We start from the raw sequence: 11,907 nt of genomic DNA on the forward strand, positions 1-11,907 counted from the left end.
ACTGAGGTCATTATTGTTTTGACTCGATGGCTGGATTGATGCTCCTGCGTAATCCCGTGCGTCCATGCCGCGCCGAGTTTATCGGGCGCTGTGCGAAATACTTAAGACCAAACCAATTCTTTGTAATTATTGTTAACCGAACCAGTATCGCACGCCGCCAGGCTGTTTCGACAGCTGGTGCAATGCGCCGCCTGAAATCTAGGGAAACGCTGAAGTTTTCAGCGTTTCATGCGGTGCAGGGATTCACCGCCAAAATCAGTGACGGCAAGCCACTGATTTTGTGAGCTATCGGAAAACCACGCTTTTCCGATAGCGGGCGCTGAAAAATCCAGGGTGGATTTATTCAGCGCTTCCCTGGGTGCGGCCCGGTGGTGGGGTGGTTTTCGGTCAGGCTGCGAGTCTGGTCCCGACCCATACCGCTGACAGGCATAGCGCCAGATGCAGCGCGACGTTCAAAACCGCGGCGGCCGGGCGCTGCTGTGCCAGTAACAGGGTTTCGCCGGAGAAGGCCGAAAATGTCGTGAAGCCGCCGAGCAGGCCGGCCATCAGGGCGGCGCGCCAGGGTTCGCCGAGCAGGCCGCGCTGCACCAGCAGCGACAGCGCAAGGCCCATCAGGAATGAACCGGCCACGTTGACGGCCAGCGTGCCGTAGGGAAAAGCCCGGCCCAGCCAGGCAGCCAGGCCGTTGACCGCCAGGTAGCGCGCCACCGAGCCGAGCGCGCCACCCACCGCCACCGCTGCCAGCACCCCGCCATTCATTGTTCTCCAGCCTCCCGATCGCGGGCGCGCAGCTGCGCCAGATGTTCAGCCAGGCGCCGTTCCAGGCCGCGCCCGCTGGGTTGGTAATAGCTGCGGTCGGGCATCCCGTCCGGAAAATAGCGCTCTCCGGGGGCATAGGCGCCGGCTTCGTCGTGCGCGTAGCGGTAGCCCTTGCCGTAGCCGAGTTGCTTCATGAGTTTGGTCGGGGCATTGCGGATGCGCAGCGGCGGCGGCAGGGAGCCGAACTGGCGGGCATCGGCCATGGCGGCATCAAATGCCGTGTACAGCGCATTGCTCTTGGGCGCGCAGGCCAGGTAAGTGACGGCTTGTGCGATCGCCAGTTCGCCTTCGGGCGAGCCCATGCGCTCGTAAGTTTGCAAGGCTTCCAGTGCCAGTGTCAGCGCCCGCGGGTCGGCGAGGCCAATGTCTTCACTGGCCATGCGCAGCACGCGGCGGGCGATGTACAGCGGCTCACAGCCGCCATCCAGCATGCGCGCCAGCCAGTACAGTGCCGCGTCCGGTGCCGAGCCGCGCACTGCCTTGTGCAGTGCCGAAATCTGGTCGTAGAAGGCCTCGCCGCCCTTGTCGAAGCGGCGCCAGCTCTCGCCGGCCAGTTCCTTGAGCACGGCCTCGTCGATGACCCGCCCGTCGGCGGCTTCTGGCGCGATGTCGGCGGCCAGTTCCAACAGGCCGAGCAGGCGACGGGCGTCGCCGTCGGCCATGGCGGCCAGCGTGGGGCGCAGCTCGGCGGAAAAGTCGATACGGAGGGCACCGAGGCCGCGTTCGGTGTCAGTCAATGCGCGCTCTATCAGACGTTCCAGGTCAGGGCCGGTCAGTGGCCGTAGCAGGTACACCCGGGTGCGCGACAGCAGCGCGTTGTTCAGTTCGAAGGAGGGGTTCTCGGTGGTGGCGCCGATCAGGGTCACCGTGCCGTCTTCGACGTGCGGCAGCAGGGCGTCCTGCTGAGCGCGATTCCAGCGGTGCACCTCGTCCACGAACAGCACCGCGCGGCGGCCACTGGCCGCCGCCTCGCGGGCGGTCTGCACGGCTTCACGAATTTCCTTGATGCCGGCCAGCACCGCTGACAGGGTGATGAACTCGGCTCGACTGTGCGCCGCCAGCACGCGGGCGAGCGTGGTTTTACCGGTGCCAGGCGGGCCCCACAGGATCATCGAGCGCGGCAGGTCGGCCTCGATGGCAACGCGCAGCGGCTTGTCGGCGGCCAGCAGATGATCCTGGCCCAGCACTTCGTCCAGGCTTAACGGGCGCAGACGATCAGCCAGCGGCCGGCCGGTGTCGGCGGCGGCAAAAAGCTGCGGACCGCGCTGTTTCACTCGGCCAGGGGTAGGCGCGCCTGTGGCAGCGCGCCGATCACATCCACGCCCGGCGGCGGGGTGAACTGAAATCGTTTGGCCGATAGCGCGCCGTTACGTTGCTGGTCGAGTAACTGAATGCGGGTGGTTTGGCCCAGCCCGTCGTCCAGTTGCAATTCCTCTATGCCGACGCCGACAAGCTTGAGGCGTACTTCGCTGAGTCCGCTGTCTTTTTTGAGGGGTGTCAGACGCAGCCATCCGTTACCCTGCGCCACGACCTCGAACAGCTCGCGCGGAAACGTCGCCCCGGCTAACAACAACCCCGGCGCGTCGGCGGTGTCCGCGTCCATCGGGCGCACGGTGACCTGGTCCAGATCCGGTTCGTATATCCACAGGTGTGCACCGTCGGCGACGATGTGCTGTTCGTAGGGCTGGCGATAGTCCCAGCTGAAACGCCCGGGCCGGCTGATGGCGAACTCGCCCTGGCTGCGTTCGCTGGCCGTGCCGTTGGCGTCGCTGACAGTCTGTGTGAAGCGACCACTCAAGGTGTGCGTTTCGGCGTAAAAGCGGTCCAGTGCCGCGGCGCCGTCGGCGAGTGCCGGATTGGCCAGCAGGATCGCGATCAGGCAGGCGATAACGGGGCGCATCGACCTAAGCTCCCGGCGGCGCTTCGGCGAGCACGTCGCGCGAGCCGTTGGACTTGAGTGGACCGACGATGCCGGTGCGTTCCATTTCTTCCACCAGCCGGGCAGCCCGGTTGTAACCGATGCGCAGGTGCCGCTGGACGCCGGACACTGACGCCCGGCGGCTGCTGGTGACCAGGAACACAGCCTTGTCATACAGCTCGTCGCCGCCTTCCTCGCGCTCGCCAGCCGCGAACGGCGAGCCGTTGCCGTCGCCACTGTCCTCGCCGAAATCGCCGCGCAGGATTTCGTCGCGGTAGTTGGGTTGGCCACTGGCCTTGATGTGCGCGACCACGCGATGGACCTCTTCGTCCGACACGAAGGCGCCGTGCACACGCGTCGGGATGGAGGTGCCGGGCGGCAGATACAGCATATCGCCGTGGCCGAGCAGGGCCTCGGCACCCATCTGGTCGAGGATGGTGCGCGAGTCGATCTTGGACGAGACCTGGAACGCAATTCGCGCCGGAATATTGGCCTTGATCAGGCCGGTGATCACGTCCACCGACGGCCGCTGGGTGGCCAGGATCAGGTGCACCCCGGCGGCGCGGGCCTTCTGCGCCAGGCGGGCGATCAGTTGCTCCACCTTCTTGCCGACCACCATCATCATGTCGGCGAACTCGTCGACGAACACCACCAGGTAGGGCAGCGTCTCGCAGAAGGCGGGTTCCGCGTCCTCGCCGATGTCGATCGGGAACGGATCCGGGACCGGCGTACCGGCGGCTTCCGCTTCGCGCACCTTGCGGTTGTAGCCGGCAATGTTGCGCACACCCAGTGCGGCCATGCGCTTGTAGCGGCGCTCCATCTCCGCCACCGACCAGCGCAATGCGTTTTGCGCGTCGTTCATGTCGGTGATCACCGGGCACAACAGGTGCGGAATGCCCTCGTAGACCGACAGTTCCAACATCTTGGGGTCGATCATGATCATCCGCACTTCGTCGGGTGTGGCCTTGAACAGCAGGCTCAGCACCATGGCATTGACCGCGACCGACTTGCCGGAGCCGGTGGTGCCAGACACCAGCAGGTGCGGCATCTTTCCCAGGTCCGCCACCGTGGCCACGCCCTGAATGTCCTTGCCCAGGGCCAGGGTCAGGGGTGACGTGCTGTCGTCATAGGCGCGCGAGCGCAAGGTCTGCGAAAAACGGATCAACTCGCGTTGTTCGTTGGGGATTTCGATGCCCACGGTCGACTTGCCAGGGATGACCTCCACCACCCGCACGCTGACCACTGACAGCGAGCGCGCCAGATCCTTGGACAGCCCGGTGACCTGGCTGACCTTGACGCCCGCGGCAAGGTCGATTTCAAAGCGTGTGACCACCGGTCCCGGGTGTACCTCCACCACCTGCGCCGCGATGCCGAACTCTTCGAGCTTGAGCTCCAGTCGACGGGAAAGGGCCTGCAGCGCCTCCGCGGAAAGGCCGGTGATCTTAGTTTCGGTGTCGTCGAGCAAGCTCAGCGGGGGCAGTGCCAGGGTGGTGTTCGCTGCCGGTTTGAACAGCTCCACCTGCCGCTCGGCCTCGACCCGGTCAACGATTTCCACCGGCCGCAGCACCGGTTCGATACGCGGCGGTTTGCGGGTGACTTCCTTGGCCTTGTAGCGGTCCACGGTGTCGCGGCGGTCTTCGCGGGCCCGTTTGCCGGCGACCGCATCGGCATAGGCACGCAGCGTTCGGCCGACCACACCGGCTCCGCGTACTACCGCGATTCCCAGCAGCTCGGTCAGTTTCAGCCACGACAGGCCGGTGATCCAGGTAATGCCAGACAGGCAGGCAGCGGTCAGAAACAACGTAGCGCCGACGGTATTGAGGCTGCCGGCGGCAAGACGGCCCAGCTCCAGGCCGAGGCCGCCGCCCGGGCCGTTGGGCAGTCCGCCGCTATTGGGGAGATAAAGCTGCGCCAGGGCCGAACCACTGGTGATCGCCAGCAGCAGACCGAGTGTTCGCACCAGCACGCCGCGTAGTCGCACCGGTACACCGTGGTCGCCGCTGAGGTAAACGCGCCAGGCGAACCACAGCATCAGGCACGGAAGGAATAGCGCCGGATACCCAAAAAAGTAATACAGCATGCTGGACCAGTTGGCGCCAATGCGCCCGCCGGCATTTTGCGCGGTGGTATGGCCGCCGGTGCTGGCCCAGCTCGAGTCAAGCGGGTCGAAGCTGAGCAGCGCCAGCAGCAGAAAGGTCGCCGATGCCAGCAGCAGCAGCACCACGGTTTCGCGCAGTCCTGCTGGCAGGCGCCAGCGCGTTGGTTCGGGCGGGAGTTGCTGGCGACGCGGACGCGGCATGGGGCGGAACGACTCCGGGTTGGTGCGCAAGGCAAGACTATTGGGGAAAACGCTTATTAAATCAGCGTTTGCTGTTTCGAGCAGAACGCTGTTGCGCCGCGACGCTCTGGACGGCCCATGCCGCGGGCGGCCCAGCGCGCTGAGCGATGCCTCAAGCCAAATCCCTTTGGCCGGTAATTTTAACAGGCGGGGCGCGGTCGCTCGCGGGCAGGGGCCGGGCAAGCCCGGTTTGGGCAAACTCGCATGGCGGTCTGATAATGCTGGTCCTTGCCGCCGACCGATCCTGCACTGCCATGACTGACGTCTCGCCCCCGCGCCATTGCCGATTGCTGATCCTGGGGTCCGGACCTGCCGGGTATACCGCCGCCGTATATGCTGCCCGGGCCAACCTGTCGCCAGTATTGGTCACCGGCATCGCCCAGGGCGGGCAGCTGATGACCACCACCGATGTTGATAACTGGCCGGCGGATCACGCCGGCGTCCAGGGCCCGGAGCTGATGGAGCGCATGCGCCTGCATGCGCAGCGCTTCGGTACCGACATCGTGATTGACCACATCAACCGCGTTGAGCTTCAGGAACGCCCGTTTCGCCTGCATGGAGACGCCGGCAGCTACACCTGCGACGCGCTGATCATCGCCACCGGCGCCTCGGCGCGTTACCTGGGCCTGCCGTCGGAGGAAGCCTTCATGGGGCGCGGCGTATCAGCCTGCGCCACCTGCGACGGTTTTTTCTATCGCGGACAGGAAGTTGCCGTCATCGGCGGTGGCAACACGGCGGTGGAGGAAGCACTGTACCTGTCCAATATCGCGAGCAAGGTCACGCTGGTGCACCGGCGTGAGCGCCTGCGTGCGGAAGCAATCCTGGTTGACCGCCTCACCGAACGGGCCGCCGCCGGCAAAGTCGAGTTCGTCTGGAACCATACGCTGGGTGAGGTGCTGGGCGATAAGAGTGGCGTGACCGGTGTGCGCCTGACGGCGACGCGGGGCGGCGACACGCAGGACCGAGCGGTGCAGGGTGTGTTCATCGCCATCGGCCACACGCCGAACACGGAGCTGTTCGTGACCCAGCTCGACATGCGTGGTGGCTATCTGCGGGTGCGCGGTGGCAGTGATGGGGATGCCACGGCCACCAGCGTGCCAGGGGTGTTCGCAGCGGGCGACGTGGCCGATCACGTGTATCGCCAGGCCGTAACGTCCGCCGGTAGCGGCTGCATGGCGGCCCTGGATGCGGAGCGGTACCTTGATGCGCTCAAAGCCCCCCAAGCAGCCTGAACAGTCCGATCACAGCGCCGAGTTTCGCGCCGCTGTGGATTCGGTCAAGCCACTGCGTCGGGGCACGGCCACCGTGCCGGTGCCACGGGTCAGACCGCCACTGTCCTCACCTCGCCCTTCTCCTGCCTTCAATGTCCGAGATGTAATTCCAGCCGTTGCCGCTGGCGAGACGGTGCGGCTGGCTCAGCCAGGGGTTCCCTCGCGTACGCTGCGGCGTCTGGACGGTGATCGATTCGTCGCGGAAGCGGAAATCGATCTGCACGGGCTTACCGCCCCACAGGCTGCGCGAGCGCTGGATTCCTTCATCGTTGATTGCCTGGAAGCGGGGTGCCAGCGGGTTCGTGTCATCCACGGCAAGGGTGGACGTATGGACCATAGTCCACCGGTTCTAAAGAGCTTGGTGATCGGGTCGTTAAAGCGGCATCCCGCCGTATTGGCGTTGCGCACTGCGGGCCCGCGTGATGGGGCGAGTGGTGCCCTGCGGATACTGCTACGCCATATGTGATTCGTCGGCCCTGCCGGCGTGATGGAGCGCCTCACCGATGACCGAACGCCGCCGCTATACCCGCATCAGCCTGCATGTCCAGGCGGAGTTCGTCAGCCTGGGACGGCGCTGGCCGTGCCAGGCCTTTGACCTGTCTTTGAATGGTGCCCTGGTCAGCCGCCCGCGAGACTGGGCAGGTGAACTCGGGGAACGCAGCGCGATGAACTTTCGCCTGGATGACGGGGATTGCATTCAGATGGTCGCGATCCTGCGCCACCAGAGTGCCGACTGCCTGGGTTGGCAGTGCACCGGCATCGACCTGGAAAGCATGGGCGAACTGCGCCGCCTGGTGGAACTCAACCTTGGTGAGCCGGCTCTGCTGCGGCGCGAGCTGGCCCAGATGATGCGCGACCACGCAGCCGCCTGAGGATACAGTCGGCGCCGGCTTTGGTCGGAGCTGTGTCGAGTGCTGGGCGCCGGCCCGGGGTCGATCGGTCTATACGCCAGAGTTTCCGCTACCGTGCGCTGCGGGTGTCGTGTTGGCCTGAGCGGGCGCTGGCGCCGGGGGCGCCCCAACGCTGATTGGTCCCGCACTGGCCCAAGTTTCCTGAATTGTTTGCAGTGCGTGCCGGTGGCAAGTCGGTTCATTGGCGCCGCTTCGGTGATAATCCATCAACCCAGCTGTTTCAGTTTTATCGGGTAGAAGCCTTGCGCTTGTGCCGTCCAGGTCCTTATGAGCGTCATCCTAGAAGTTCGCAATCTGATCAAGGAGTATCCCGGCGTGCGGGCGGTCGCGGACGTGAGTTTCAGCGTTGCCAGCGGCACCTGTTTTGGCCTGCTGGGCCCTAATGGTGCCGGCAAGACCACCACGGTGGAAATCATGGAGGGTATCTGTCGGCCTACCGCCGGGCAGGTGCTATACCGCGGTGAGGTGTTGGGCAAGCAGTTTCGTGCCGAGGCAGGCATTCAGTTTCAGTCGACCGCGCTACAGGATTTTCTGACCGTGCGCGAGACGCTGGAGTTGTTTCACCGTCTTTATCCGCGGCGGGCAGACCTGGAAACGCTGATCGATCTGTGCCAGCTGCGCGACCTGCTGGAGCGCGATAATCGCAAGCTGTCCGGTGGTCAGCGCCAGCGCCTGTTGCTGGCGATCGCGCTGGTCAACGATCCGGACATCGTGTTCCTGGACGAGCCGACCACGGGTCTCGACCCACAGGCGCGGCGCAGTTTCTGGAGCCTGGTGCAGGACATCAAGGCGCGGGGCAAGACGGTGCTTCTGACCACGCACTATATGGAGGAGGCCTATGTCCTGTGCGACGAGATCGCCATCATGGATCGCGGCCAGATCATTGCCCAGGGCTCGCCGGGCGCGCTGCTGGCGGCGCATTTCGAGGACGTCATCCTGACCCTGCCAAAGGCCGATTTCGAGCCGGGTGCACAGTTCGACGCCGCGCTGCTGGATGCCGGTGAGCTGTGGGAGGTGTCGACGCGAGATATCCCGGCGGCGCTGCGATCACTCGCAGGCAGCGGTGCCCGGCTGGATCGTTTGCGCATCCGCGAGCGCACGCTCGAAGACCTGTTTCTGGAACTCACGGGCCGCGACCTGCGCGCCTGACCCCGCTGGAGTGCCTGCCGTGCTGCGCCGTTATCTGGCCCTGACCCATGCCCGCAACATGGAGTTTCTGCGTGACCGCGCATCGCTGGGCTGGAACCTGCTGTTCCCGCTGGTGATGGTGGCCGGACTGGCGGTGATCCTGGGCGGTCCGCCGCGACCGCTGTTCAAGGTGGCGGTCATCGGCGCCGGCGAGCCGGTGGCGGTCAGTACTCATCCGTTTCTGGGCACACGCTATGCCGAGTTCTTTGCCCTGGCGGCCGACCAGCGCGAGGCTGCCGTGGCCAAGGTGGGGCGCCATCGCCTGGACATGTTGATCGATTTCAGCGCCGCACCGCGTTACTGGATCAATCCGGAGTCGCCCAAAGGCTATGTGCTGGAACGGTTGCTGGTGGCGGCCGGTGGGCCGTCGCTGGCGCATGGCGCGGTACCGGGCCGGCCGATCCGCTACATCGATTTCCTGCTGCCCGGCATCCTGGGCATGAACATGATGTTCTCGTGCCTGTGGGGCGTGGGCTACGTGGTGGTCCGCTACCGCAAAAGCGGCTTTCTGAAACGCCTGAACGCCACGCCGGTGCGGCCAATCGAGTTCATCCTGGCGCAGCTGACCTCGCGTCTGGCGCTGATCATGGGGATCACGCTGGTCGTATACGTGGGCACCGACTGGGTAATCGGCTTTCGCATGGAGGGCTCGCACACATTGCTGCTGCTGGTGGCCACGCTCGGGGCGCTGGCGATGATCGCCATGGGTTTCGTGGTGGCGGCGTTCGTCACCAGCGAGGAGCTGGCGGGCGGAATTCTGAACCTGGTGTCCTGGCCGATGATGCTGCTGTCCGGGGTGTGGTTCTCGATGGAGGGCAGCCAGCCCTGGCTACAGCAACTGGCAGCTGTGTTTCCGCTCACCCACCTGGTGGGCGCGGCGCGCGCCATCATGCTGGACGGTGCCGGCGTGCGCGAGGTAGCGGCGCAGGTCCTGACGCTGGGCGGGATGACGGTGGCGTTTCTGGTTATCGGTGCCCGTATTTTTCGCTGGCGGGCCGACTGAAGCTGCGCCGGTTCATCCGGCTGTTCGGCGCGTGATGTGGCGCGCGTCGAGAAATCCGGGATGGACTGACTCAGCACTTAACCCAGGGGGTAGTAGTGACTCAGGCGACCTCAGCATTCGAAGACACGGCCGCCGGTGGTACGCCAAAGGGCATCTGGAAGGTGATCGGCGCCTCGGCCGCCGGCACCATGATCGAATGGTACGACTTCTACATCTTTGGCAGCCTGGCCATGGTGATCTCGCCACTGTTCTACCCGCCTGGCGATGACACGCTGGCGTTGATCGCCTACCTGTCGACGTTTGCGGTCGGCTTCGTGGTGCGGCCATTCGGGGCGCTGTTCTTTGGCCGCATCGGCGACCGCGTGGGGCGCAAGTACGCCTTCCTCATGACACTGTTGATCATGGGCGGCGCGACGGCGCTGGTGGGTTTCTTGCCCACGTACGAGACCATCGGTATCGCCGCGCCTGTCGCGTTGTTGCTGATCCGCGTATTGCAGGGTCTGGCGCTGGGTGGCGAGTATGGCGGGGCGGCGGTGTATGTCGCCGAGCATGTGCCGGATCATCGCCGCGGGTTCTATACCAGCTTCATCCAGATCACGGCCACGCTTGGTTTGTTCGTTTCCCTGGCGGTGATTCTGGCCATCCAGGGGACCATGAGTCCGGAAGCGTTTGCGGAATGGGGCTGGCGTTTGCCGTTCATCTTCTCGCTGCTTCTGGTGGCGGTGTCGTTCTATATGCGTGTGCGGATGAAGGAGTCGCCGATCTTTGAGCAGCTGCGCGAGCGAGGGATGACGTCGGCGGCACCGATCCGCGAGGCATTCACCGAGCCGAAGAACCTCAAGCGCGCGTTGGTTTCCCTGTTTGGCGCCACCGCGGCGCAGGGCGTGATCTGGTACACAGGCCAGTTCTACGCCCTGTTTTACCTTCAGACCATCCTTAACGTACACGGGCCGGCCGCCAATACCATCGTGGCTGGCGCGTTGCTGCTGGGCATGCCGTTCTTTGTGCTGTGCGGCGCCTTGTCGGACCGGGTCGGCCGCAAGAAGTTGTTGCTGGCTGGGTTTGCACTGGCGGTGGTGAGCTATTTGCCCATTTATGGCGCCATGCGTGACGTGGCAGGGTCGGACGTCACCACGGTGGTGTCGCAGCGGGATCCGGTGACCGGCGCCCACGCCCTGACGCCGATGACGGCACACGGCGACCGGCTCGTGCCGGCGCCCAAGGTGCTGACCGGCCTTGGCGTCAGCGAGGTGCTCCGTGACCCGACCGCGCTCAAGTTGATGGGCCTGGTATGGCTGCAAGTGCTGCTGGTGACGCTGGTGTACGGTCCGATCGCTGCCTATCTGGTCGAGGCGTTTCCGGCGCGCATTCGCTATACCGCCATGTCGTTGCCGTACCACATCGGTAATGGCGTGTTCGGCGGCCTGCTGCCGGTAATCGGGCTGACTCTGGTGGCCAGCACCGGCAATATCCACGCTGGGCTGTACTATCCGATGGCGATTGCGGCGATGAGTCTGGTAGTGGGTGCCCTGTTTCTGCCGGAGACGCACCGCACGCGTATCTGGCAGGAAGCGGACCAATCGGACTGACCTGGAGCGCGCATGGCCGCGGTAGAAGAACACCATATCAAGTTGAGTTGCGGCGACAACCGTTACCTCGAAGCGGGCGATGGCCCGCCGTTGTTGCTGGTGCACGGCATGGGCGTGGCGACCAGTGCCAACAGCGTGGAGATGCTGATCCCGCACCTGGCGCCGCGTTTCCGGGTCCTGGCGCCGGACCTGCTCGGCTTTGGCCTGGGCACGCGGCAGGTTGAGGCGGGCCCCACGTTTGGCCTGATCCTGGAGCAACTGCGCGAGTTCATGGATCGCCTGGGGCTGGCGCAGGTGCACTGGGTCGGCCACAGCCTGGGCGGCTGGCTGGGCGGGCTGTTCGCTTACCAGAGCCCACAGCGTCTGGGCCGCCTGGTGATGCTGTGCGGTGCCGGCCTGAACCGCGAGCCGGCGCCCGGTGTCGGCGCCAGATTGCAGCCGTCGCGGGAACAATTGCGCGAACTGGTGCGCGGCTGGCTGAGTGACCCAGGCCGGCTGAGCACAACCGAACTGGAACGCGTGGTCGATGGCATGCGCGCGGCTGCCGCGGCGCCGGGTGCTGCCGACAGTCTCGACGCCCTGCTGGCGCAGATGCAGTCGGTCGCGGTGCGCGAGCGCTACATGCTGCACCGGCGCATGCCGTATATCAGCGTGCCCGTGCTGATGGCGTGGGGCGAGCATGACGCGCTCGACCCGTACCCGACCTGGAGCGCCGAGTTCGACGCCCTGGGCGGCGACATGCACCGCTCCAGCAAGCCCTGGGCACCTGCGGGCGCCCGCTTTGCCAAGCTGCCTTGCGGACATCATCCGCAGTGGGAACTGCCGCAGCAGGCGGCGGCCCTGGCGGGCGATTTCCTGCTCGGGTCCTGA

General features: G+C 65.4%; 13 protein-coding genes. 8 read left to right on the forward strand and 5 right to left on the reverse strand.

Features of this window, described 5'->3' with window-relative positions:
* The first annotated feature begins 38 nt into the window (after positions 1–38).
* A complete protein-coding gene (locus ABZF37_RS00080; protein ID WP_372715431.1) occupies positions 39–284 on the forward strand; it encodes a hypothetical protein in 246 nt (81 codons plus the stop codon).
* A gap of 103 nt (positions 285–387) precedes the next feature.
* Here the strand turns inward: ABZF37_RS00080 and crcB are convergent, their stop codons facing one another.
* From crcB to ABZF37_RS00100, 4 genes are read right to left on the reverse strand one after another with little or no spacing between them, the layout of a single operon-like run.
* On the reverse strand, positions 388–759 hold the full coding sequence (gene crcB, locus ABZF37_RS00085; protein WP_372715433.1) for a fluoride efflux transporter CrcB: 372 nt from the start codon (positions 757–759) through the stop codon (positions 388–390).
* On the reverse strand, positions 756–2,093 hold the full coding sequence (locus ABZF37_RS00090) for a replication-associated recombination protein A (protein WP_372715435.1): 1,338 nt from the start codon (positions 2,091–2,093) through the stop codon (positions 756–758). Before ABZF37_RS00090 ends, crcB begins: the two co-directional genes overlap by 4 nt.
* Entirely contained in the window at positions 2,090–2,719 is a 630-nt protein-coding gene (gene lolA / locus ABZF37_RS00095; protein WP_372715437.1) for an outer membrane lipoprotein chaperone LolA, read from the reverse strand. Before lolA ends, ABZF37_RS00090 begins: the two co-directional genes overlap by 4 nt.
* 4 nt (positions 2,720–2,723) lie before the next feature.
* Complete coding sequence (locus tag ABZF37_RS00100; protein ID WP_372715439.1) at positions 2,724–5,036, reverse strand: DNA translocase FtsK; 2,313 nt, start codon at positions 5,034–5,036, stop codon at positions 2,724–2,726.
* 293 nt (positions 5,037–5,329) lie between these two features.
* Here ABZF37_RS00100 and trxB point away from each other — a divergent pair, with 293 nt between their 5' ends.
* Positions 5,330–6,307, forward strand: a complete 978-nt coding sequence (gene trxB, locus ABZF37_RS00105; RefSeq protein ID WP_372715441.1) for a thioredoxin-disulfide reductase — start codon at positions 5,330–5,332, stop codon at positions 6,305–6,307.
* Positions 6,308–6,413: 106 nt separating this feature from the next.
* Here the strand turns inward: trxB and ABZF37_RS00110 are convergent, their stop codons facing one another.
* The gene (locus ABZF37_RS00110; protein WP_372715563.1) at positions 6,414–6,659 is read right to left on the reverse strand and encodes a hypothetical protein; all 246 of its coding nucleotides are present in this window, start codon (positions 6,657–6,659) and stop codon (positions 6,414–6,416) included.
* Between ABZF37_RS00110 and ABZF37_RS00115 the strand changes: the two genes are divergently transcribed.
* The 6 genes from ABZF37_RS00115 (at position 6,612) to ABZF37_RS00140 (ending at position 11,907) form a co-directional block, all read left to right on the forward strand.
* Positions 6,612–6,812 (forward strand): Smr/MutS family protein, encoded by a 201-nt coding sequence (locus ABZF37_RS00115; RefSeq protein ID WP_372715556.1) that lies wholly within the window; start codon positions 6,612–6,614, stop codon positions 6,810–6,812. The genes ABZF37_RS00110 and ABZF37_RS00115 overlap by 48 nt on opposite strands.
* 37 nt (positions 6,813–6,849) lie before the next feature.
* Positions 6,850–7,218: a PilZ domain-containing protein gene (locus ABZF37_RS00120; protein WP_372715443.1), complete on the forward strand. Its 369-nt coding sequence runs from the start codon at positions 6,850–6,852 to the stop codon at positions 7,216–7,218.
* Between the two features lie 306 nt (positions 7,219–7,524).
* Positions 7,525–8,406, forward strand: coding sequence for an ABC transporter ATP-binding protein (locus ABZF37_RS00125; protein ID WP_372715445.1), 882 nt, complete (start codon positions 7,525–7,527; stop codon positions 8,404–8,406).
* 19 nt (positions 8,407–8,425) lie between these two features.
* Positions 8,426–9,448: an ABC transporter permease gene (locus tag ABZF37_RS00130; protein WP_372715447.1), complete on the forward strand. Its 1,023-nt coding sequence runs from the start codon at positions 8,426–8,428 to the stop codon at positions 9,446–9,448.
* A 95-nt stretch (positions 9,449–9,543) separates the two neighbouring features.
* Complete coding sequence (locus ABZF37_RS00135; RefSeq protein ID WP_372715449.1) at positions 9,544–11,037, forward strand: MFS transporter; 1,494 nt, start codon at positions 9,544–9,546, stop codon at positions 11,035–11,037.
* A 12-nt stretch (positions 11,038–11,049) separates the two neighbouring features.
* On the forward strand, positions 11,050–11,907 hold the full coding sequence (locus tag ABZF37_RS00140) for an alpha/beta fold hydrolase (protein WP_372715451.1): 858 nt from the start codon (positions 11,050–11,052) through the stop codon (positions 11,905–11,907).

Origin of the sequence: Immundisolibacter sp. (assembly GCF_041601295.1) — a bacterium.
GTDB lineage: Bacteria > Pseudomonadota > Gammaproteobacteria > Immundisolibacterales > Immundisolibacteraceae > Immundisolibacter.